This is a genomic window from Actinokineospora fastidiosa (assembly GCF_014648415.1).
GTDB classification, from domain to species: Bacteria; Actinomycetota; Actinomycetes; order Mycobacteriales; family Pseudonocardiaceae; genus Actinokineospora; species Actinokineospora fastidiosa.
Map to the genome: position 1 here is coordinate 233,444 of NZ_BMRB01000004.1, position 22,641 is coordinate 256,084.

Annotated in this window: 20 protein-coding genes and 1 riboswitch; of the genes, 15 read left to right on the top strand and 5 right to left on the bottom strand. The window is 72.3% G+C overall.

Going from position 1 to position 22,641, the window contains the following annotated elements:
- Positions 1-4: 4 nt before the first annotated feature.
- Entirely contained in the window at positions 5-1,144 is a 1,140-nt protein-coding gene (locus IEY98_RS23195; RefSeq protein ID WP_189212729.1) for a hypothetical protein, read from the bottom strand.
- A gap of 116 nt (positions 1,145-1,260) precedes the next feature.
- Here IEY98_RS23195 and IEY98_RS23200 point away from each other — a divergent pair, with 116 nt between their 5' ends.
- The 4 genes from IEY98_RS23200 (at position 1,261) to IEY98_RS23215 (ending at position 6,038) form a co-directional block, all read left to right on the top strand.
- Complete coding sequence (locus IEY98_RS23200; RefSeq protein WP_189212730.1) at positions 1,261-4,032, top strand: AfsR/SARP family transcriptional regulator; 2,772 nt, start codon at positions 1,261-1,263, stop codon at positions 4,030-4,032.
- Positions 4,033-4,120: 88 nt separating this feature from the next.
- Positions 4,121-4,555 carry a hypothetical protein gene (locus IEY98_RS23205; RefSeq protein ID WP_189212731.1) on the top strand — a complete coding sequence of 145 codons (435 nt, stop codon included), beginning with the start codon at positions 4,121-4,123 and terminating at the stop codon, positions 4,553-4,555.
- On the top strand, positions 4,555-5,610 hold the full coding sequence (locus IEY98_RS23210) for an NlpC/P60 family protein (RefSeq protein ID WP_189212732.1): 1,056 nt from the start codon (positions 4,555-4,557) through the stop codon (positions 5,608-5,610). Before IEY98_RS23205 ends, IEY98_RS23210 begins: the two co-directional genes overlap by 1 nt.
- A gap of 20 nt (positions 5,611-5,630) precedes the next feature.
- A complete protein-coding gene (locus IEY98_RS23215) occupies positions 5,631-6,038 on the top strand; it encodes a hypothetical protein (RefSeq protein WP_189212733.1) in 408 nt (135 codons plus the stop codon).
- Here the strand turns inward: IEY98_RS23215 and IEY98_RS23220 are convergent, their stop codons facing one another.
- Together IEY98_RS23220 and IEY98_RS23225 are read right to left on the bottom strand one after the other, a co-directional pair.
- Positions 6,039-6,560, bottom strand: coding sequence for a hypothetical protein (locus tag IEY98_RS23220; RefSeq protein ID WP_189212734.1), 522 nt, complete (start codon positions 6,558-6,560; stop codon positions 6,039-6,041). It abuts the gene before it with no gap.
- 42 nt (positions 6,561-6,602) lie between these two features.
- Entirely contained in the window at positions 6,603-7,574 is a 972-nt protein-coding gene (locus IEY98_RS23225; protein WP_189212735.1) for a DMT family transporter, read from the bottom strand.
- Between the two features lie 101 nt (positions 7,575-7,675).
- On the opposite strand from IEY98_RS23225, the gene IEY98_RS23230 reads away from it, so the two are divergent.
- The 5 genes from IEY98_RS23230 (at position 7,676) to IEY98_RS23250 (ending at position 13,643) form a co-directional block, all read left to right on the top strand.
- Positions 7,676-8,134 carry an Lrp/AsnC family transcriptional regulator gene (locus IEY98_RS23230; RefSeq protein WP_189212736.1) on the top strand — a complete coding sequence of 153 codons (459 nt, stop codon included), beginning with the start codon at positions 7,676-7,678 and terminating at the stop codon, positions 8,132-8,134.
- A 164-nt stretch (positions 8,135-8,298) separates the two neighbouring features.
- Positions 8,299-8,784, top strand: coding sequence for a GNAT family N-acetyltransferase (locus IEY98_RS23235; protein ID WP_229787259.1), 486 nt, complete (start codon positions 8,299-8,301; stop codon positions 8,782-8,784).
- A 130-nt stretch (positions 8,785-8,914) separates the two neighbouring features.
- Positions 8,915-9,862 (top strand): hypothetical protein, encoded by a 948-nt coding sequence (locus tag IEY98_RS23240; protein ID WP_189212737.1) that lies wholly within the window; start codon positions 8,915-8,917, stop codon positions 9,860-9,862.
- A gap of 177 nt (positions 9,863-10,039) precedes the next feature.
- Positions 10,040-12,646, top strand: a complete 2,607-nt coding sequence (locus tag IEY98_RS23245; RefSeq protein WP_189212738.1) for an ATP-binding protein — start codon at positions 10,040-10,042, stop codon at positions 12,644-12,646.
- 79 nt (positions 12,647-12,725) lie between these two features.
- Positions 12,726-13,643: an RNA polymerase sigma-70 factor gene (locus IEY98_RS23250; RefSeq protein ID WP_229787261.1), complete on the top strand. Its 918-nt coding sequence runs from the start codon at positions 12,726-12,728 to the stop codon at positions 13,641-13,643.
- 3 nt (positions 13,644-13,646) lie between these two features.
- On the opposite strand, the gene IEY98_RS23255 is transcribed toward IEY98_RS23250, so the two are convergent.
- Complete coding sequence (locus tag IEY98_RS23255; RefSeq protein ID WP_229787263.1) at positions 13,647-14,084, bottom strand: MarR family winged helix-turn-helix transcriptional regulator; 438 nt, start codon at positions 14,082-14,084, stop codon at positions 13,647-13,649.
- 71 nt (positions 14,085-14,155) lie between these two features.
- On the opposite strand from IEY98_RS23255, the gene IEY98_RS23260 reads away from it, so the two are divergent.
- The 6 genes from IEY98_RS23260 (at position 14,156) to IEY98_RS23285 (ending at position 21,630) form a co-directional block, all read left to right on the top strand.
- The gene (locus IEY98_RS23260; protein ID WP_229787265.1) at positions 14,156-14,479 is read left to right on the top strand and encodes a hypothetical protein; all 324 of its coding nucleotides are present in this window, start codon (positions 14,156-14,158) and stop codon (positions 14,477-14,479) included.
- 115 nt (positions 14,480-14,594) lie between these two features.
- A riboswitch (ZMP/ZTP riboswitch) is annotated at positions 14,595-14,675 on the top strand.
- A 24-nt stretch (positions 14,676-14,699) separates the two neighbouring features.
- On the top strand, positions 14,700-15,539 hold the full coding sequence (locus tag IEY98_RS23265) for a bifunctional 5,10-methylenetetrahydrofolate dehydrogenase/5,10-methenyltetrahydrofolate cyclohydrolase (RefSeq protein ID WP_189212739.1): 840 nt from the start codon (positions 14,700-14,702) through the stop codon (positions 15,537-15,539).
- Positions 15,540-15,748: 209 nt separating this feature from the next.
- The gene (locus tag IEY98_RS23270; RefSeq protein WP_268244607.1) at positions 15,749-16,324 is read left to right on the top strand and encodes a toll/interleukin-1 receptor domain-containing protein; all 576 of its coding nucleotides are present in this window, start codon (positions 15,749-15,751) and stop codon (positions 16,322-16,324) included.
- On the top strand, positions 16,321-17,946 hold the full coding sequence (locus IEY98_RS23275; RefSeq protein ID WP_189212741.1) for a KGGVGR-motif variant AAA ATPase: 1,626 nt from the start codon (positions 16,321-16,323) through the stop codon (positions 17,944-17,946). Before IEY98_RS23270 ends, IEY98_RS23275 begins: the two co-directional genes overlap by 4 nt.
- Before the next feature lie 10 nt (positions 17,947-17,956).
- Positions 17,957-18,562: a hypothetical protein gene (locus IEY98_RS23280; RefSeq protein ID WP_189212742.1), complete on the top strand. Its 606-nt coding sequence runs from the start codon at positions 17,957-17,959 to the stop codon at positions 18,560-18,562.
- Positions 18,559-21,630 carry an ATP-binding protein gene (locus IEY98_RS23285; protein WP_189212743.1) on the top strand — a complete coding sequence of 1,024 codons (3,072 nt, stop codon included), beginning with the start codon at positions 18,559-18,561 and terminating at the stop codon, positions 21,628-21,630. The genes IEY98_RS23280 and IEY98_RS23285 overlap by 4 nt, the downstream gene beginning before the upstream one ends.
- Positions 21,631-21,683: 53 nt before the next feature.
- Here IEY98_RS23285 and IEY98_RS23290 read toward each other — a convergent pair whose 3' ends face one another.
- Complete coding sequence (locus IEY98_RS23290) at positions 21,684-22,571, bottom strand: TIR domain-containing protein (protein ID WP_189212744.1); 888 nt, start codon at positions 22,569-22,571, stop codon at positions 21,684-21,686.
- Positions 22,572-22,641: the final 70 nt, after the last annotated feature.

The following is a 22,641-nucleotide window of genomic DNA, read 5'->3' on the forward strand; positions in this document are numbered from 1 at the left end:
GACATCACCACCAGGTGGCCGTGCATCCGCCCTTCGCGGACGCGTTGCCCTCGCAGAGCTTGAAGTCGATCGACGTGCTCGCGTCCACGGTCACGTACGCGGCCGTGCCGCGCGGGACCCCGGCGGGCGGGATGTAGCGGACGCCCGCCGGGGTGCGGGCGGCCAGCACCGACGAGTAGAACGGGCTGCCGGAGTTGGTCACGATCTTGGCCTTGGCGGTCCACCGCCCGTCCGGGAGCTGGTACTTGGTGACGTACGCCGTCGCCCCGCTGCGCGCGGTCCTGACCTCCCTGGTGCCCGTGTAGACCGGTGCCCCTGGTCCGCTCGCGGTGAGGAACTGGCTGTTGGCGACGTTCCAGTGGCCCGCGAGGTAGGTGCCCGCGGCGGGCGCGGTGCTGAAGTAGTCGTCGTTGTTGCAGTCGATGATGTCCCCGAACGCCTTCGGGCACTCCTCCTTCAGCCCGCCCGGCGGGAGGCCGCCGTCGTCGTAGCACATGATGTCCTGGTCGTCCCAGCAGTGCCCGCCGGTCGTGGCGTGCGGGGCGCTGCCCTGGACCGCGCCCAGGCTGTGCAGCAGCTCGTGGGCGGCGACGTTCCACGCCCAGCAGCCCTCGTCGACGGTGGCCCAGCCGGGACCGGAGTTCAGCGGGTTGTCCGAGCCGGGGCGGTCGTCGCCGCCTGGCTCGTTCCAGCCGAGGCCGCAGGCGTGCGTCCCCTGGTAGAACACCAGGTACTTGCGGTCGGTGCGGTTGTGCCCCAGCCGTTTGAGCGCCTCGGCCACCTTCACCCCGTCGTTGATCTCCGACGCCGGGACGGTCGCGTTGACCACCGTCGGACGGCAGTTCGCGTGGTGGACGAAGCGGACGTGGCGCACGCCGCCGGTGCGCTGCGCGGCCTCCAGCACCGCGCCGTCGATCTGGTCGGCCCACGCCTGGATCCTCGGCTGCATCTCGGCGAACCGGTCGGTGTCGCCTGCCGCCCTGGCGTAGACCAATTGCACCCGCTTGCCGCTGACCCCGTCCCCCGAGCAGATCGCGGTGTTCGCCGCGATGCCGTCGGGCGCCTGCGCCGCCGCGGCGGCGGGCACGAGGGTGGACAGGCCGAGCACCAGGCAGAACGCCGTGCTCGCGCTTCGGAATCTCACACGTCTCCCCTTCCATGCTGCGATCGTGGTGATCCTGCCGATGGCGCGCACAGATGCCGCACAGGTCGTTGGACAGGCCTGTGCGGCCGTGCCACGATCGAGGGGGAGGCGTTCGATTGGCTGGGGACGGCGGGGTGCGGTTCCGGGTGTTGGGGCCGGTCGAGATCCAGCACGGCGAGCAGGTCGTGACGGTGGCCGGTCCCCGGCAGCGGGCCGTGCTCGCCGCGCTGGTCGTCCACGCCGGAGCGGCGGTCACCGTGGCGCGGCTGGTCGACGCGGTCTGGGACGTCCCGCCGTCGGCGCCGGAGTCCAACGTCCGGACCTACGTCGCCGGGCTGCGCAGGCGGCTGCTGGCCATCGGCGTCGACCGGCTGGACAGCGGCCCCGGCGGGTACCGGCTGCGGATCTCGCAGGCGGAGTCCGATGTCGGCGAGTTCGCCGCGCTCGGCCAAGCGGCGGCAACGGCGCTGCGCGAAGGGGAGTACACCGACGCGCTCGCGTTGGCGCTGCGCGCATCGGCGCTGTGGCGGGGCGATCCGCTCAACGGCGGCGTCGTGGGACAGTCGCTGCAGGCCGAGATCGGCCGGTGGCAGGACATGCGGCTGGCGGTCGCCGAGACCGCCGCGCACGCGCGGATCCGGCTGGGGGACGCCGAGACCGCGGTCGCCGACCTGCGCGGGCTCGTCGCGGAGTTCCCGCTGCGCGAGGAGCTGTGGCTGTGGCTCATCCGGGCGCTGCACCGGTCCGGGCGGCAGGCCGACGCCCTGGCCGCCTACGCCGACGTGCGCCGCCTGCTGGACGAGGAGCTCGGCGTCGAGCCCGGGCCCGCGCTGCGCCAGGTCCACCGCGACGTGCTCGCGGCGGTGGAACCGCAGGGCGCGGCCGACTGCGAGGCGGGCGCGTGGCGGCAGCTGCCCATGGACATCGCGGAATTCACCGGCCGCGAGGCGCAGTTGCGCGCGCTTGCCGACGCGGTCGACGCCGAAAGGCGGCGGACGCCGGTCATCGCGGTCATCGAGGGAATGGGCGGGGTCGGGAAGACCCGCCTGGCCGTGCATTTCGCGCACCTTGTCAGCGACCGGTTCGACGAGGTGCAGCTGTGGTCGGACCTGCACGGGTTCGGCGGCGACCAGCCGCCTGCCGATCCCGCCGCCGTGCTGGAGAACTTCCTGCGGCTGCTGGGCGTCCCCGGCGATCAGGTGCCGCACGACCTGCAGTCCCGTGCCGTGCTCTACCGCGATCGGCTGGCGGGCAGGCGCGCGGTGGTCCTGCTGGACAACGCCGCGACCGAGGAGCAGGTCCGCCCGCTGCTGCCGGGCACGCCCGAATCGCTCGTGCTGGTCACCACGCGGCGCAGCTTCACCAAACTCGACGGTGCCCGCAGCGTCCACTTGGATGTGTTGACCGCCGAGGAATCGCGGACCGTGCTGTCGCTGGTGGTCGACGACGGCCGGATCGACAGCGACCCGGACGCCGCGGCCCGCATCGCCGCGCTCTGCGGGCACCTGCCGCTCGCCGTCACGCTCGTGGCCCGGCGGCTGCGGCGCAGGCCCCGGTGGTCGGCGGGCACGCTGGTCGACCGGCTCGAACGCAGCCGCGCCCGCCTGGACGACCTCTTCGGCGACCCGCCGCCGCTGCGCACCGCCTTCGACCTGTCCTACCGGACGCTGTCGCCCGCACAGCAGGGGATGTTCCGGATGGCGGGCCTGCACCCCGGCGAGGAGTTCACCGCGCAGAGCGCGGCCGCGCTGTGCGGCGTCACCGTCCGCGAGGCCGAGGAACTGCTCGAAGGCCTGCTCGACGAGCACCTGCTCCAGCAGACGACCGCCGAGCGCTACCGCTTCCACGACCTGATCGGTGACTACGCCCGCGCCCGGGGCGAGGCCGATGAGCAGGCCGCCGACCGGGAAGCGGCTCGGCGGCGGGTGCTGGTCTGGTACCTCCACGCCGCGGAGGCCGCGCGGACCGTCCTCGACCCCCACCGCATACGCCTCATGGAGCTGCCCGCACTGCCCGGCGACTGCGCCGTCCCGTGGTTCGCCGACCACGCGCAGGCACTGCGGTGGTTCGAGGCCGAGCGGGCGACGCTGCTCGCCGCGGTCCGGGCCGCGCACGACCACGGGCCGCCCGAGGTGGCCTGGCAGCTGCCGTGGGTGCTGCTCAGCTTCTACTACCGCCGCAGCCATTGGGACGACTGGGTCGCCGCCTACCGGCTCGGCCTGGCGGCGGCCCGGGCGGCGGGCGCGCGCCGCGAGGAGGGGATCATGTTCCGGGGGCTGGGCGTGGCCTACAGCGACCTGCGCCGGTTCGCGGCCTCGGTGGACTGCCATCAGCGCGCCCAGGAGGCCCTGGTCGAGGTGGGCGACCTGCACGGCCAGGCGTGGAACCTCAACAGCCTCGGCGTGGTGCACGTCGACCTCGGCAGGCTGCCCGAGGCGGCCGACTGCTTCCGGCGGGCGCTCCCGCTGTTCCGGCGGACCGGGGACCCCCAGGGCGAGGGCTTCTGCCTGAACAACCTGGGCGACACCTGGCGGCGGCTGGGGGAGCACGCCCGCGCCGTCGCCTGCCTCGAGGAGGCGCTGGCCCTGCAGCGCGGCGCCGACGACCGGATCGGCCTGCAGTTCACCCTCGCCACCCTCGGGGACATCCACCGCGACCGGGGCGACTACGCCATGGCCGTGCCGCACTACCGGGAAGCCCTGGCCATCAGCCGCGCGCTCGGCGACCAGCGGAGCCTCGCGCGGACCCTGGCGGGCCTCGCCGACACCCTGACCCGCGCGGGCGAGCCCGCGGCCGCGCTGCCGCACTGGCGCGAGGCGCACGCCATCTTCACCGCGCTCGGCGACCCCCAGGCCCGGGCGATCCACCGCAGGCTCCCGGGCGACTGACGCCTGTGCGCGATCTGTGCGCGGCCGCTGCGAGGGTGGCCAGCGCTCACATCGCCGACCCGGGCAGGCCTGTCCGGAGGGGGAAACCATGAGACGTGTCAGAACAGCGGTCCTGACGGCCGCGATCACCGTGGGATCCGTGGTGACCGGCACGGGCACGGCGACGGCCGCCCATCCCGTGGAGAAGACCTACCGCGCCGACGGCTGGACCGCGGGGCCCGCGAGCCGCGTCTACGGCCGCGGCTTCTACCAGGGCATCGTCAACATGCCCGGCAACACGATGGAGATCGACGCCTGCGACCTGGCCGCCGACGGCATGCGGGTGGTCGTCTGGGTCTACAACTCCTCGCGCAGCTACAAGGTCCAGGACGTCAACGGGGCGGGCAACGCCTGCGAGCGGCTCGACGACGTGCCGCACCTGATCGTCGGCACCATCAAGGTCTGCCGCCAGGACGGCAGCGCGGGCACGCCCCGGGACTGCGGGTACTCGTCGTTCGACTACAGCGCTTACTGGGAGGCGTGATGACAGGCATCGGGTCAGCACGGGACGGACGGCGCTCCGGGCGGTGGTTCGCGCTCGTGGCCGTGTTCGTCGCCTTGGTGGTGGGCGCGTCGATGGTGGTCGCCGCGCCGCCCGCGAGCGCCGCGGAGCCCAGGGGCAACCGGATCAGCCGCGCGGAGATCATCTCCCGGGCGCAGGACTGGTGGCAGCGGCAGATCCCGTACAGCATGACCGGCGCCGCGACGGATGTGCAGGGCGTCAGCTACCGCACGGACTGCTCCGGGTTCATCTCCATGGCCTGGCGCCTGCCGACGAGCCGCACCACCGACACGCTGGACGACGTCTCGACCAAGCTCGGCAGCGTCCGGGACCTGCAGCCCGGCGACATCCTGATGTGGGACGGCCCGGGCAACGAGGGGCACGTCGTGCTGTTCCAGAAGTGGGAGGACAAGGCCGCCGGGAAGTTCTGGCTGTACGAGCAGTCGGGGACCGCCGACGACATGCGCCACCGCGTCGCCGACCTCGACGACTATCCGCAGCCGAAGTGGTCGGCGTACAAGTACGGCGACGGCGACGGCGATTTCGACGCGCGTTATGAGTCGTTCACCGAGGTGGACGGCACCGAGTTCACCGACTTCAGCACCTCGTCGACGTACTGCAACACCAGCGATCTGCCGCTGTTCCGGCTCACCGGCTTCCGCAACGTCGAGGCGCGGATCTACTCCTGTGCGCGCTACGAGTCCTCGGACAACACGATCCGGGGGTGGATGGCGGTGAAATGGTGGCCGTACGCCGGAACGGACGACGACAGCACCGACACGGTGGGCACCAAGTTCGACGGCTTCGGCCTGCATCCCCAGCTGCAGGTCGGCACGGTCACCCGGCGCGAGGCCGTCTGCTGGATGGGCGGGGACATCAACGCCGCCGCGTCCGGCCTGCGCGGCTGCTACTTCGCCATGCCCGCCACCAGCGGCGACTGGTCCCTCGACGGCTGGGTGAACTGGGACGAGAACAACGACGGCGAGCCGCCGTTCGGTCCGCGTTACACCTACGGCAGCCCGATCATCAACCGATGACCGAGCGGAGGGGGAGCGCCATGTCGTTCACGCGTCGGCTTGTCCTGCTCGTCGCCGTCCTGCTCACGATGGGCACGACGAGCGCGACCGCTTCCGTCGAGTGGGAGGTGAACTACGCCCTGCCGGGCACTCCGCCGGACTCCGTGTCGTGCACCAGCGACAGCTTCTACGCCGGTGTCGTGTGCTGGGAGGCGCACGGGGACATCGTCTGGGTGTACTCCGGTTACACGCACGTCACTGCCTGGTGGTGGAACTACTATCCGTCCGACAGTGTCCTGCACCGCCAGGGGAAGTGCGTCTCCAACAGGTCCGGTTGGGCGTACTGCAACAAGAACATGCACGAACGGAGCCTGATCGCCCTGCGGGCCTGTGACTCGCCCGACCAGGACGACCGGCTGTGCTCGTCGATCATCCGGCCGCGGGCCTGATCAGGTCGTCGGGAGGATGGTCAGTGTCGTCGGCCTGGTGAGGGTGGTGATGCCCGAGCCCGCGCACTGGACGACGTCCGGTGTCGCCAGCGTGGTGAGCTGCACCGCGCTGCCGGGGGCGAACCGCCCGCTCGTGATCAGCCCGGTGTTGGTGATCACGGCCTGTCCACCGGCGACGCTGACCGTCCAGTTGTAGGTGAAGGTGCTGGGCGCGGCCGCCGGGTTGCCCCAGTGGTAGGTGCGGGACGCGGCCCCTGCGGTGAGCAGGGTCGTGCAGGAGACCGTGTCGGTGAACGACTGGGTGTAGTGCCCGTTGAACGCCACCAGGTCGGTGCAGAGCGGGAAGACCCCGGTGAGGGTCGCGGACACCAGTTGGGGGGTGTTGGTGATGGGCGGGTCGTAGGTGACCGCCCAGGTGCCGACGCATTCCTGCCCGACCACGGCCTGGGCGGGACCCGCGCCCGCCACGCTGCCGCTGGCGGCCAGCACGACGGCCAGGCACCCGGCCAACGATCGCTTCATGTCGAACCACCCTTCGCGTGACGTCTGCCTGCGACATCGCGCTCACGCGGGGCCTGTTTCCGGACCCGGGACGGAGACACCCGATCGGCCGAGCCGACCACTCGCGCGGGCGACGGCCGTCTGGGCCAGCACGATCCCGGCCAGCATCGCCGCCGAGCCCAGCCACTGCGCGACGGTCAGCCGCTCGCCCAGCACCATGGCGGCCAGCGCCGCGCCGACGATGATCTCCAAGGCGGCGATGAGGCTGGCCGAGGTGGCGGGGATGGCGCGCTGGGCGAGCACGCCGAGCAGGATCGCGCCCGCCATGCCGATCAGTCCGGTGTGGAGCGCGAGCAGCCAGACCGGGCCGCCGTGCGTGGTTCCCAGGGCGTGCCAGGGGAAGGGGGCGAACGCGCCCGCGGCGACCAGGGCGACCGCCGCCGAACAGGCGCCCCAGGCCGCCATCACCAGCGGGTCGTGGGTGCGCAGCCCGCGCTCGGCGAGCAGGAACCGGGCGGCGAGGGTCAGCGCGGCCATCAGCCCGAAGAGCACGCCCACGATGTCCAGCGCCGCGGCCGTCCACACCTGGGTCACGACCGCGAGACCGGCCAGCAGCACGGCGATGCCTATCCACAGTAGACGGCTGAGGCGCCGCCGCTGCACGAACCGCACCCACAGGGCGACGAGCACGGGGGACAGGTATTCCAACAGCAGCGCCACCCCGACCGGGAGCCGCGTGATGGCGACGGTGTAGACGATCTGGTTGACGGCGATGGTGAGCACCCCGTACACGGCGACGAGCCACCAGTCCGCCCGCCGGACGGCCATCCGGCCGCGCCGCAGGAGCAGGGCGGCGGCCAGGAGCGCGACCGCGCCGATGACGATCCGCGCCTGGATGACGTTGACGGGCGACAACTCGGTCGCCGCGAGCAGCTTGAGCGCGGGCGCGGCGCTGCCCATCGCGACCGCGCCGAGGGCGCCGAGCGCGAGTCCGCGCAGGTAGTGGGGAGGCGCGCTGGTTCGCGACGAGATCATGCGGGTGGCTTTCGGTGAAGGAATCGAACTCTGGATTCACCGTATCCCGCACGGCGCGGGGCGCGATTGAGAGTTCGGCGGCGTGCGCGCAATAATCTTGCGTGCCCAAGACGCTGGACGACATCGACCACCGCCTGCTCGCCCTGCTCCAGCAGGACAGCGGCCGCACGCTCGCCGCCTTGGGCGACCTCGTGGGCCTGTCGCCGAGCGCCGTGCAGCGGCGCATCGACCGCTACCGCGAGACCGGGTTGCTGCGGCGGGAGATCGCGGTGGTCGACCCGTCGTCCGCGCTGCTGGCCGTGTGCCTGGTCACCCTGGACCGCGAATCCCCGGAGTCGCACCGGAGCTTCCGCGAGTGGGTCCAAGCCGCGCCCGAGGTCCAGCAGTTCTACAACGTTTCCGGCGATCACGATTACGTCGTCATCCTGGCGACCTCGGGTATGGCGCACCACCGGGAAACCGCGGAGCGGGTCATCAAGAACGCCCCCAACCTCCGCCGCTACTCCACGATGTTCGTCCTGGACCCCATCCGCACGACACTCACCGTGCCGACGCGGTAAAGACTGTGGTCGGGCCTGCCGCGGTCTTGGTAGCGTTGGCCCGGCTCGGTCGCGCATGGACATGGGGGTTTGATGACTATGGCTGTCACCAGCCGACTTCGTCATGCCCTCAACCGGTCCGACTGATCGCGGGCTGGATCGTTCATCCGACCAGGAGTAGTTCAGTGTCTTCTGTCAGAGATCTGTTTACCGAGCGGCTGGTGCTGCGCGCGTGGACCCTAGATGAGGCCGCCGCCGTCGTGGGCGGGGCGCGGTCGCCCGACTGGGCCGAGGACTTCCCCGCCGAGGGCGACCGGGTCATCGCGGGCCTGCTCGCCGACCGTCCGGAGTGGTTGGGGGAGCACGGCCACCGGCTGATCGTCGAGCGGGACGGCGGCCTGGTGGTCGGCTCGCTGGGCCTGTTCTGGCCGCCCGCCGACGGCGTTGTCGAGATCGGGTACGGCGTCGTCCCATCCCGTCGCGGCCGGGGCTATGCCGCCGAGGCCACCCGCGCTCTCACCGAGTTCGCCTTGACAGCACCGGGCGTCCACACGGTGCGCGCCGACGTGGAGCCGTCGAACCCGGCTTCGGTGCGGGTGCTGGAGAAGGCGGGCTTCGAGCTGGACCACGCCGAGCCGGGAATCCTCCGGTACCGCACGGCCCGCCCCTGACGCGACCGGGACCGGCGGCCCCGTCACCTGAGTGATCTCTCAGGACCTCAGCGATGTCTCAGGATCAGTGGGGGAGGCTGGTGCGTGACGGGCCGCGAGCACGGCGGCCACCGGACCGGGGGACCCGCAGATGAACACCGTTGGCGAAGCAGCGCTCGCAGACTCCCGCGCGCCCAGCCGACTGCGCGTGGCGGTGTGCTGGGCGACGATCGTGTCCTGTGTGCCCTATCTCTCGCTGAAGCTGTTGTGGCTGGCCGGATTCTCCTCCGGCGCCGCCACCGCCGCAGGCGCCGCGGAGCTGGGGGACGTGCGGCACACGATCGGCAACGTGGTGACGGTCGGCATGGAGTTGGCCGCCGTGGCGCTGGTCCTGGCCCTGACCTACCCGTGGGGCCACCGCGTCCCCGCCGCCCTGCTGGCCGCCCCGATCTGGGTGGCGGGCGGCCTGCTGGCCCCGATCGTCATCGGCCTGCCATTGGGCCTGCTGGCCCAGGCATTCACGGGCGGCTCGGCGGCCCCCGCGGGCAACGGCCTGGAGAGCTGGGTCTACGTGCTCGTCTACGGCGGCTTCATCATGCAGGCCGTGGGCCTGGTGACGGCCTTCGTGGCCCACGCCCGCGCCCGCTGGCCGAACGTGTTCCGGATGCCTGCGGCCGAGCTGCCCGAGCCCACGCCCGCCCACCGCCGCCTCTCCGTGCTCAGCGCCGGGGCCGCCACCGGTTATGCCGTTATCCTGGCCGTGTGGTCGGTGGCGGCACCTGCCTGGGGCGCACCGGCGGGCCTCGTCACCGTCACCCAGCGCAGCGCCCTGCTCGCCACCGGCCTGCTCGTCCTGGCGGGTGCCGTCGCCGTCCTGTCCCTCTTACACCGGCGAGGACAGCGGCGCGTCATCTGGCCGCTGGTCCTCGCCTGGATCGGGAGCGCGGTCACCGTCACGGCAGGGCCCACCCATCTCGTGCTCAGCAACAACGGCAACGTCAGCACGCCCCAGGTCGTGGTCTCCCTCGCCGCAACCCTCGCAGGCCTGGCCCTCACCGCGTCCGCGTGGCGTGCGTTCCCACGGCGGGCTGCTGTGTAAGCCCGCTTGCAGGAGCTTGCTCGGGGCATCGATCCCGTGGTGCGACGTGGGCGAGGTCGCGTGACGAAGCCGTTGTGGGACGCGGGTCGTCTTTGCTCGGGGATGGTGATGGGCGATGATCGCCGGGTGCGTCTGGGCTCCGGTGATCCTGACCGCGCGACCGTGAACAGTGTGCGGGTGGCCGGTGTGGTCAGCGGTGTGCTGGCGCAGGGCGAGCGGGTGTCGGTGACGATCGGCGACGTCGGTGGTGGGACAGCGGAGTCGGCGGGCAGGCCGGTGGCGGCCCAAGTGCGGGTGTTGGGGCCGCAGGCCGCGGAGGCCGCCGAGTTGTTCAGCGGCCGGAGTGCCGAGGTCGGCCGGTTGCTGGGGTGGCTCGACCCTGCCGGGGCGAGCGGGTCGGTCGTCGTGTCGGCGGTCGCCGGGATGGGCGGGGTCGGCAAGACGGCGCTCGCGCGGCACTGCGCGGTGTCCGCCGCGCGGGCCGGGTGGTTTCCCGGCGGCGTGTTCCTGGCGGACATGCGGGGGTACGACGCCGCACCGGTGGCCGCCGCCGCGGTGTTCTCGCCGCTGTTGCGGCACCTGGGGGTGCCCGCCGACCAGATCCCCGCCGACCCGGGCGAGGCGCGCGTGGTCTACGACCAGACGCTGGGCGGGTTGGCGGCGCGGGGGATGCGGGTGCTGCTCGTCGTGGACAACGCGTGCGACGGCGATCAGGTCGCGCCGCTCGTGCCTGCCCGCGGTGGGCACGTGGTGGTGGTGACCACCCGCGACACCCTTGACCTGGTGGGCGCGCGGCACTTAGCCGTCGACGTGCTCGCCGAAGGGCCCGCCACCGCCCTGCTCACCGACGCGCTGTCGGTCCTCGACCCCGACGACCGGCGGTTGACCGCCGACGCCTCGGGCACGCGGGCGCTGGCGGCGGCGTGCGGTGGTTTGCCGCTGGCCCTGCGCGTCGCCGCGGGCCTGCTCGCCGACGAACCGGAGTTGACCGCCGGAGACCTCGTCGCGCAATTGCCGGAAGCGCCCGGGGCGGAGGGGTTCACCCGAGGGGAGATGGCGGTGACCGCGGCCCTCGACCGGTCCTGGCAGCGATTGGCGCGACTGCGCCCGGCCCAGGCGCGCATGCTGCGGCTGCTCTGTTTGGCGCCCGGACCGGATGTGTCCACGGACGCCGCGGCCGCGTTGGCCGATGTATCCGTCGGGGCCGTCCGCGCGCTGCTGCGCGGCCTGCGCCAAGCCCACCTCGTCGTCGCCGCGGGCCGCGACCGGTGGAGCCTGCACGATCTGGTGCGCGCCCATACCGCGACCCGCGAAGTGCTCGGGGTCGACCGCGCTGAGCAGCGGGCCGCGCTGCACCGCCTGCTGAACCACTACACGAACACCACCGATCGCGCCGCCCAGCACCTACGCGCCCTTCCGGGGCAGCCCGTTCCCGACCGGTTCACCGGGCGGCAGGAGGCGCTGCGGTGGCTCGACGAGGAACGGCCCGCGCTCGTCGCGGCGGTCGCCCTGGCCACGGCTGAGGGCAACCACGCCCATGCGGCCTGGTTGGCGATCGCATTGTCCCGATACCTGCAGTGGCGCCGCTATACCGCCGACTGGCTGACCACGGCCGAGCACGCCCGGGCCAGTGCGGCCCACCTGCCACCGCACCACCAGGCCGCCACCGCCGCGCTGCACGGCAACGCCCTGCACCAGTTAGGGCGGTACGGCGAGGCCGTGTCCGCCCATCGGCAGGCGTTGCGCCGCTACCGCGACGTGGGCGACCGTTACGGCGAGGCGACGGTGCTGGCCAACCTCGGCTTGTCGCTGTCGGCGGAGGGGCGCCTCGACGACGCGATCGACGCCCACCACCAGGCCCTCGCTCTGTACCGCGCCATGGGGAACTGGCACGGCGAGGCGATGGTGTGGACGAACCTCGGCACGACGCTGCAGCGGATCGGGCGGGCGGAGGAGGCCATCCTCGCCCACCGCAGGTCCGGGGACCTGCACCGCGAGCGCGGCGACAGCCTGGGCGAGGCCATCGTCTGGACCAACCTGGGCGCCGCGCTGCAGGTGATCCGGCGCTACGACGACGCGGTCGCCGCCCACGGGCGGGCTGCCGAACGGTTCGGCGAGGTGGATGACCAGCACGGGGAAGCGATGGCCCTGACCAACCTCGGCCTGGCGCTGGCGGGCGCGGGCCGCGTCGACGAGGCGCTGGCCGCCTACCGCCGGGCCTTGGACCTCCACCGCGATCTGGACGACCGCCATGGCCACGCGATGGCGCTGACCAACCTCGGAATCGCCCTGCATCGGGCTGACCGCCCCGACGGGGCCGTCGCCGCGCACCACGCCGCCCGGCGCCGCTTTCGGGAACTGGGGGACCGGCAGGGCGAGGCGATGGCGTGGAACAACCTCGGCGCGACCCTGCGCGCGGACCGCCGCTTCGACGAGGCCGCCGTCGCCTACCAGCACGCCCTGGCCCGGCATCGGGACCTGGCAAACCCCGAAGGCCAGGCGAAGGCGCTCAACAACGTCGGCACCGCCCTCCGGCGCGACGGACGATTCGACCCGGCGATCACGGCCTTCGGGCAGGCTGCCGAGCTGTACCGCGGGACCGGGGACACCAACCGCGAATGCAAGGCGCTGACCAACCTGGGCGCCGCACTGCACCGCACCCAGCGCTATTCGCAGGCCCGTGACTGTTGGACAAGGGCGTATGACGGCTACCGCGCCATCGGTGACACCACGTCCGCGAACCGGATCGCCGGGCTGCTGAAGGCGCTGCCCGCCGACACGTGAGCGGGGTCACGGCCGTGGGTGTCACAGGACGGCACGAGCGGGCGTCCTGTGGCGTGAGGACGAGGAGCGGGAGCATGCGATGCGGAAGGCCGTGGAGGGTATGAGCGAGGACCGGCGTCCGGACCCGGCGACGGAGGCGTTCGTCGTCCATCGCAGTCTGTTGTTCACAGTCGCCTACGAGATGCTCGGGTCGGCGGCGGATGCGGAGGACGTGTTGCAGGAGACGTGGATGCGCTGGGTGGGCGTCGACCTCGACACCGTGCGGGAGCCGCGGGCGTACCTGGTGCGGATCACCACCCGGCAGGCGCTCACGCGGTTGCGCACGCTCGGCAGGCGCAAGGAGTCCTACGTCGGCCCGTGGCTGCCCGAGCCGCTGCTGACCGCGCCGGACGTCGCCGAGGACGTCGAGTTGGCCGACAGCCTCTCGATGGCGATGATGCTGGTGCTGGAGATGCTGGCGCCCACCGAGCGGGCGGTGTTCGTGCTGCGCGAGGTGTTCGACCTCGGGTACGACGAGATCGCCGAGGCCGTCGACAAGACGCCCGCCGCCGTCCGCCAGATCGCGCACCGGGCGCGGGCCCATGTCGCCGCGCGCAGGCCGAGGGACGTCGTGTCCCCGGCCGAGAGCCGGGCAGCGCTCGCGGCATTCCAGCGGGCGATCGAGACCGGCGACCTGCAGGGCCTGCTCGACATCCTCGCCCCGGACGTCGTCGTCATGAGCGACGGCGGCGGGGTCAGGCAGGCCGTGCCCCGGCCGATCGTCGGGGTCGACAAGGTGGCGCGCCTGCTGCGCGCGGGCCTGGAGAAGGTGGGCGACGCGGTCACGTTCGAGCCGGTGCAGGTCAACGGCTACCCGGGGCTGATCATGCGGCTCGACGGCGAGGTCGACGGCGTCCTGGCCGTCCGGGTCGAGGGCGGTCTCGTCAGCGGTCTCTACTACGTGCGCAACCCGGAGAAGCTGTCGCGGGTGGCGCGGGAGACCGCGGTGGCCCGCTGACAGTCACTCCCGCAGCGCGCCGATGAGCTTGCGGAGCACCGCGCGGGCGGCCAGCAGCTCGTCGGCGGTCACGCCCGCCCGGCCCAGCACCTCGGCCCGGGCCTCCGCGGACCGCGCGAAGAGTTCGTCGACCGTGTCGCGGCCGAGGTCGGTCAGCCGCATGAGCGGGGACTGTGCGTGGTCGGGGTTGTCCACCGCCTCCAGGTGACCGCTGGCGAGCAGGTCGTTCACCACCCGCTGAACGCTCTGCGCCGCCAGTCCCAACCGCCGCGCGGTGGCGGGCACGGTGTGCGGGCCGCCGGACAGCACGCTCATCACGTGCCACCGCGCCGTCGTCTGGCCCAGCGGCCGGGCCAGGTTCTCGCTGGTCCGCCGGGACAGCCCGGCCACCTCGTACACGTCGGCGACCAGCAGCCGGTACGCCTCCACCGCATCGCTCATTCCAACAGTGTACTGTTGAACCAACAGCATGCTGTCAGAGGAGCGCGGATGATCATTCGAGCCTGGAACGGGTGGGCCGACACCAGGAGGCCGCGGCGGCCTACGCCGAACTCCTGAACGGCACGATCGCGCCCGGCATCCTCGACCGCGGCATCCCCGGCCTGCGCGAGCTGGCGGTGCTGCGCCGCAGGCCCGAGGAGCACCCGGGCCACTTCGCGACCCTGATGACCTTCGACGACTGGGCCGCGGTCGAGGAGTTCGCGGGCCCCGGCGGCACCGGGTCGGTCGTGCCGCCCGCCGCCCGCGCGCTGCTGTCCCGGTTCGACGAGCACTCGGCGCACTTCGAGCTCCTCGGCAGCCACGTTCGGCGTTCCGATCGCACCGCGGCGCCGTGACGGTGCGGGCAGGCACGACGCGCCTGGGGGCCGCGTCGTCGAAGGTGACCGTGCCGCCGCACCCGCGCGGCGGCACGGTCACCGGGATGGACCGCCGATCGCCCGGTCGCCTAGCATTGCCGTGCACGACTGGCGTCGGGTGGGCGACCACCGGGGAGTGCGCGTAGAGAAGGCATCGTCCGCCTGGGTGCCCCTCATTCGACTCGAGTGAGGAGCACGGATGCCCGCGCGGATCATGGACGGCACCTCGGTCGCCGCGTCGCTGCTGGCCGAGACGGCCCAGCGGGTCAAGGACTTCGTCGCCAGGACGGGCCGCACCCCGCTGCTGGCCACGGCCCTGGTCGGCGACGACCCGGCTTCCCACACGTACGTGCGGATGAAGAGCGCCCGCTGCGCCCGCGTCGGCATCGCCTCCCGCCGCGTCGCACTGCCCGCCGAGACCACGACGGACGACCTGGTCGCCCGCATCGCCGAACTGTCCGCCGACCCGGCGGTGGACGGCATCCTCCTGCAGCACCCCGTGCCCGCCCACATCGACGAGCGCGCCGCCTTCGAGGCCATCGCCCCGGACAAGGATGTCGACGGCGTGACGATGCACAGCTTCGCCGCGATGGCGTTCGGCGAGCCCGGCTTCCACTCCTGCACACCCGGCGGCATCCTCCGCCTGCTCGACGCCTACGACGTCCCCCTCACCGGTCGACGCGCGGTGGTCATCGGCCGCAGCCCGATCCTGGGAAAGCCGGTCGGCATGCTCCTGCTCGCCCGCGACGCCACAGTCACCTACTGCCACTCCAAGACGACGGACCTGGCGGCCACCGTCGCCGAGGCCGACATCGTGATCGCCGCCGTAGGCCGCCCGGAACTGGTCCGCGGCGCCTGGCTCAAACCAGGCGCGGTCGTCGTCGACGCTGGCTACAACCCGGGCAACATCGGCGACGTCGAGTACGCCGCCGCGGAACACCGGGCCAGCCTCATCACCCCGGTCCCCGGCGGCGTGGGACCGATGACCATCGCCGTCCTCTTGGCACAGACCGTCCAGGCCGCGGAGACCCGCGGGTAGCCCCACTCGACACCGGGCGACCGGACGGGCCGCGTGCCCACGGCCCGCGGATAATAGGTTTCGTCAGCGGGTCAGGGCGTGATGCCCGCGCGGGTGCCCGCTCTTTGTCCACTTTCCCGTCCAGTCGGCGGGAATCGTCCATTATCTTGTCTTTTATCGGGCCGAGATCGTTCTCTATCATCGGTCGCGTGTCCGGCTACAAGTACGATGTGTTCATCAGCTACTGCCGCCATGGAAGTGTGCAGAAATGGCTGATGAACCATTTCCATCCGAAGCTCCGCGACTGTCTCGCCGACCAGGTCGCGCCCGCTCCCAAGGTGTACGTCGACCGGACGATGCGGCGCGGCGTGCACTGGCCCTCCGACCTGCGCCATGCCGTGCGGCACAGCAAGATCATGGTCCAGCTGCTCACCCCCGGCTACTTCCAGTCGCCGTGGTGCATGGCCGAGTGGCGCAGCATGCAGGAGCGGCAGAAGGTGCTGGGCCTGGCCAACCTGGACTTTCCGCAGGGGTTGGTGTACCCGATTCTCTACTCCGACTCCGACAACTTCCCCGATGAGGGCAGGCAGCTCTCGTGGTGGGATTTCAAGGAGTTCGGCTATCCGGAGCTGGTGTACCAGGAGAGCCGCGATTTCATCCATTTCCACCGGAAGGTGGCCGAGCTGGCCGCGGACCTCGCCGCGCTGCTGCGGCAGGTGCCCGAGTGGCAGCCCGACTGGCCGATCGTGGAGGCGCCCGACCCGGTGATCATCCCGCCGCCGCCGATGCCGAGGTTCGACCCATGACCGGGACCGTCATCACGTTCTACTCCTACAAGGGCGGTGTCGGGCGCAGCTTCACCCTGGCCAACATCGCCGTGCTGCTGGCTCGGTGGGGGTACCGCGTCCTCGCTATCGACTGGGACCTGGAAGCGCCGGGCCTGCACCACTACTTCGGGCCCGTGCTGTCCGGCGCCCCCGAGGGCGGCGTGATCGACCTCGCCTACGACTTCCTCGCCGGCGCCAAGTCGCCCCGACCGCACGCCGTCCGGCTCGACGTCGAGGGCAACACCCTCGCCCTGCTGGCCGCGGGCAGGCGCGACGACGACTCCTACACCCGCCGCATGCAGGCCATCGACTGGGAGGACCTGTATCTGCGCGGATTCGCCACCTTCCTGGAGCAGTGCCGGGAGGAGTGGACGGCCGAGTACGACTTCGTGCTGATCGACAGCCGGACCGGCATCTCCGACATCGCGGGCATCTGCACCGCCCACCTCCCTGACCGCCTGGCCGTCGTGTTCACCGCGAACGACCAGAACCTCGTCGACGCCATGGGCGTCGTGCGGCTCGCCGACACGGCTCGCGACCGCCTGCCCTACGACCGGCCCCGGCACATGGTGCTGCCGATCCTGTCCCGGTTGGACAACCGGGTGGAGTACGAGCGGGCCGAGACCTGGCAGCGCCGGTGCGCCGAGGTCGTCGCGCCGCTGTTCCGCGCCTGGCTGGCCAAGAGCGTGCCCGAGGACCTGATGCTGCGGCACCTGACCCTGCCCTACGTCTCCTACTGGAGCTTCGGCGAGCAGTTGCCGGTGCAGGAGGAGCGGACCCCGTCGGCGGACCAGATCTCGTTCGCGCTGGAGACCGTGGCCGCGGTGATCGCCCAGGAGTTCGACCGCACCGACCTGCTGGCCGACAACCGGGACGCCTACGTGGCCGCCGCCCGTGCACGCCATCGCACGTTCGACCTGGACCTGCTGGTGTCCAGCCCGCGTTCGGCGCTGGCCACCGCGACCGCGCTGATCGACGAGCTGCGCGCGCTCGGCCTGCGCGTCGACCGGTCGCTGTCCGGGGACGCGGAGATCCTCGACCAGAGCCGCGAGCCCGCCAAGCACCTGTGCCTGGTGGTGGACGGCGACGTGAGCCGGTGGCAGATCACCGAGGCGGAGCGGTTCCTGCGGCACGCGCTCGACCCCGACGGCGACCAGCGCCAGCTGTTCTGCGTGCTGACCCGGGGCACAGACCGCGAGCGGCTGCCCGGCTTCCTGCGCAATCTGCGGCACCTGGAGTTCGCCCCGGACACCCGGCCCGTGCGGGTCGCGCAGGAACTGCACGGGTACATCTCCGGCGCTGCCCCGGGCGGGGCCGACCCCGACCACGACGCCCTGCGGGACGCGGCCGCCGCGCTGCGCGGAGTCAGCGAGGTCCCCTATGCCGCGCGGTTGGCGCTCGTGGCGCAGACCGTGCGGACGATGGGCCAGGCACTGGACGACGGGGACCTCGCGCTGCTGCGGGACCTCTCCGTCGACCTTGACCTGCTGGGCCGGTCCCACGGGAACGGCGAGCGGCTCGCCCCGCCCGATGACCTGCGCACCGAGGTCGGCGCCCTGCTCGACCGCATCGATCGTCGAATCCACTCAGCCACCAACTGAAAGGCGTGCTATGCCGGAGAAGTTCGGGTCCCACGAGAAAGCGGCGATGTTCCTCCTGCTGCGCGAGAACCGGGCGGTCCCCAACACCGAGCTGACCAGGATCGGGATCGACCTGCGGCCCGCCGGGCGCGACCGGCTGAACAGGGCCGGTCTGCTCAAGACGACGAAGGACACCAGGCCGTACATCCACCAGATCACCGATGACGGCATCGCCTGGTGCGAACAGGAGATGACCGCGGTCGAGCCGCCGGTGCGATCGGGCCCGCTGGTGGTCCTCGGCTTCGAGATGCTGCGCTGCGTCGCCGCGCACCTGCGCCGGGGCGGGGTGAGCCTCGCCGAGGTGATCTCGCCCCGCGACCTGGAGACGCTCATCCGCACGGCCTACCTGGAGCTGTCGGTCAAGCCGCAGGACTGGGTCCGGCTGGCCAAGCTCCGCCCCAAGCTGGGCGCGGCCGAGAAGGGCGACGTGGACGAGGTGCTGCTGCGCATGTACCGGGCCCGCGAGGCCAACCTGGTCCCGGACTCCAACCGCAAGGTGCTGACCGACGCCGACCACGCCGCCGCGATCCGCATCGGCGGCGAGGACAAGCACCTCATGGCGATCGAGGAATCATGAGCGAGCATCTACGCAAGGCCCTCGCCGCGGTCCGCTTCAACTCCGCCGAGACGCCGGATGACGTGTGGCACACCTCCCCGTCGCATGTGGACGGCCTGCACTTCGCGGTGGAGCAGCGGATCCAGGCGGGCATCGCCGACGCGAAGGCGAGCACCGGCGCCAGTCCGGTCGGGCTGGTGCTGCAGGGGCAGAAGGGCGTCGGCAAGACCCACCTGCTGGGTTCGGCGCGGCGCGCGGTGCAACGCGAGGGCGGGTACTTCTTCCTGGTCGAGCTCACGGCGGGCAAGGTGTTCTGGGACGATGTCGCCGACGCCATGCGCAGCGAGCTGCGCAGGCCCGACGACAACGGCCGACTTCAGCTCACCGTGCTGCTCAGGCAGCTGTGCGCCACGGCGGACGTGCCGGAGCCCGTGGCCAGGGCGGTGCTGGACGAGGCGCCGCTGACCCCGGACGACCTGCGCGCCTTCGTGAACCACCTGCGCAAGATCGACAGCCGGATCGCCGTCGAGTGCGCCGACGCGATCCGGGCGCTGGTGCTCTACGGCTCCGAGCACGCCGACATCGCCATGGCGTACCTGCAGGGCCTCCCTGACGCGGGGGACGATCTGCGGCGGTGGGGCATCCAGGCCCCGTCGAAGTCATCCCGGTTCCTGGTGCGCGACCTCTCGCGCGTCCTCGCGCTGACCGGTCCGTGCGTCATCGCCATCGACCAGCTCGACACCCTGGTCAACCGGGGCCAGGACGCCGTCGACGAGGGCGTGACGAACGCCGAGCTGGCCCAGGAGATCGCGCTCATCGCCGATGGTCTGATGCAGCTGCGCGAGACGACCCGGCGGACGCTGTCCATCGTGGCGTGCCTCCCGAACACCTGGAAGCAGCTGCACTCGATCGCCAGCGACACCGTGTTCGACCGGTTCACCGAGACCCCGGTCCTGTGGGCCATCGTGGATCCCCAGGTCGCCAGGACGCTGGTCGAGCGGTGGCTCGGGGTGATCTACCGGCGCGACGGGTTCGACCCGCCGCACCCGACCTGGCCCGTGGCGCCCTCCGCGTTCGGCGAACCGTGGAACCCGCGCACGCCGAGGGAACTGCTCAAACGCATCCACGCGCACGCCGAATCGTGTCTGCACGGCGAGGTCCGCGAGCTGACCTCCTTCGACGAACAGCGCGTCGAGGCCACCCCCGTGCCCAGCGGGCCGGAACCGGACTACTTCACCGAGTTCGACGCCCGGTTCGCGCAGTTGCGCGACAAGGCGGACATCTCGGCCGCCGAGCTCAAGCAGCACAACGAGGACGCGGTGATGCCCGGGCTGCTGCTGGCCGGGCTGAAGTCGTGGATCAACGAGGTCGGCAACGACGACATGACCTGGGCGGCCGAGCCCGCCGACGGCGGCAGCGGCTCGCTGCACGCTGGCCTGAAGCGGACCCTGAACGAGGAGCTGGACACCGTCGAGAGCTGGGCCTTCCGGCTCATCGCCAGCAGCCACGGCAACCGCGTGTTGAGCAGGCTGCGCAGCGCCCGCACGGCGGCGGGGATCAGGGCGGGCGGGCGCGGCAGGCACCTGGTCCTGATCCGCAACGGCAGCCAGGGCTGGACCGGCCGCACGACCAAGGCCGAGGTCGCCGAGCTGGAGCAGGCGGGCGGCGCGTGGGTGAAGATCTCCGACGACGACCTGCGGACGTTCAGCGCGCTCAAGGAGATGCTGCCCATGCAGAACCACCAGCTGCTGGCGTGGCTGGTGGCGCGCAAACCCGCCAGCCGCACGACGTTCCTGCGGGAGATCCTGCCCGACCCGGGACGGGCAGCGGGAAGCCACCAGGAGACCCGGCCACCGCCGTCGCCTGCGGAGATCGCGCTCGGGATGGACGGCGAGATCCGCGTCGAGCTGGAGTCGCTGCGCAAGCACGTGATGATCTTCGCCGGTTCCGGGAGCGGGAAGACCGTGCTGCTGCGGCGCATCGTCGAGGAGTGCGCGCTGCGCGGGGTCTCGGCGATCGTGTTCGACCCGAACAACGACCTAGCCCGGCTCGGCGACCCGTGGCCGGAGCCGCCTGCCGACTGGCGCGCGGGCGACGCCGACAGCGCCGCCGAGTACATCGCCAACACGGAGGTGGTGGTGTGGACACCGGCCAGGGCCGGTGGCAGGCCGCTCAGCTTCCACCCGCTGCCGGACTTCGCCCGCGTCCGCGAGGACGCCGACGAGTTCGCCGCGTCGGTCGAGGCAGCGGTCGCGCGCCTGGTCCCGCACGCCGGGGTGACCGGCGGCGCGAAGGGCGCGGTCCGCGGCCGGGCCGTGCTGCGGGAGGCGCTGGCGCACTACGCGCGCACCGGGAAACGCGACCTCGCGGGCTTCGTCGACGTGCTCGCCGAACTGCCCGACGGGGTGAGCAAGCTGAGCACCGCGCCCACCATGGCCGCCGACCTGGCGGAGACGCTGCGGGCGGCGATGGTGAACGACCCGCTGCTCGGCGGTCCGGGAGAGCCGACCGATCCGGCGATGCTGCTCACCCCGACCCCGGGCAAGCGGGCGCGGATCTCGGTGATCAGCTTCGTCGGGCTGCCGAACGACGAGCAGCGGCAGGGCTTCGTCAGCCAGCTCCAGCTGGAGGTGTTCGCCTGGATCAAGCGCCATCCCGCGGTCGACCGGCCGCTCGGCGGGCTGCTGGTGATGGACGAGGCGCAGACGATCGCGCCGTCCGTCGGCTGGACGGCGAGCACCCAGAGCACCATCCTGCTCGCCTCGCAGGCGCGCAAGTACGGCCTGGGGCTCGTGCTCGCCACCCAGGCGCCGAAGGGCGTGCACAACCAGGTCATCGGCAACGCCACGACGCAGTTCTTCGGCAGGCTCAACAGCCCGGCGCACATCGCCGCCGCGACCGAGATGGCCAGGGCGAAGGGCAGCGCGATCGCCGACATCTCGAAGCTGGACCGCGGGCAGTTCTACGTCACCGGCGAGACCTTCGGGTTCCGCAGGATGCGCGCCCCGCTGTGCCTGAGCCACCACCCGCCCAGCCCGCTGCGGCTGGAGGAGGTCCTCGACCGGGCCCGTGACGGCCGCCCGGACTGACGACGGGAAGCGCCCCTCACCCGGCCTGGTGAGGGGCGCTTCCCGTCGCGGGCTCAGCGGAGGGTCGACGCGAGCACCGCGGTGATCCGCTCCCAGAGCGCGGTGAACAGCTCTTCCCTGCTGTAGGTGCGCGGTTCGGCGGCGCGCCCGAGCAGCGACAGGTCGTGCAGCTCGAACCCGGTGGCGCCGGTGGCGGTGTCGTGGACGGGCCGGGCCCAGCCGTTGCTGCAGGCGCTGCCCGGGTCGTGCCTGCCGACGACGAAGTTGACCGTCTCGTCGCCGCCGATGCCGCCGCGCTGGATGTCCAGCGCGTACACCGTGTCCCCGGCCCGCTCGACCCGCACGGCGATCCGCGAGTCCCCGATGTGGGCGGTGCCGACGAGCCCCCGCCCGGCCAGTCCGGGCAGCGCCGCGGCGAACTGCTCGCCCAGGTAGCGCAGGGCCGCGTCCTGCTCGGCGTAGCGGCTGAAGGTGGCGGGAACGGAGGGCGCCGGAGCCGCCGCCCGCGCGGTCGTCACCACCTCGGCGACCGGCGCCCGGTCCCGCCCGGCCGCCTCCGCCGCCTCGACCCGGCCGCTCACCGCGTCGGTGAGGCGGTCGGGGGTGCTGGCACGCAGGTAGTCCACGTGCGGGTGCAGCAACTCCTCCGGCACGGCGACAGGGCCCACCAGCACCGGCAGCACGTGCTGGTCCCCGGCCTTCACCGCGCGCAGCATCGCCGCGGTGAACTCGTCCACAGCGGACACGAACGGCAGGAAGAACCGCACCCGGGCGACGGGCAGGTCGCCGCGGTCCTTGCGCGCCCACCAGTCGTGGATCTGGTCGGGGCCGTGCAGCACCGTCAGCCCGCGCTGCCGGAACGCCTCGACCACCTCGTCGACGGCCTCGCGCTGCTCCTCGGCGAACGACACGGCGACGTCGTACGTCGCGACCTCGGTCACAATAGAACCTCCCTGTTCTCGCCGGACCGCGCCGGCTGCTCGTGTGTGCCCGCACAGCATCGGGACCGGG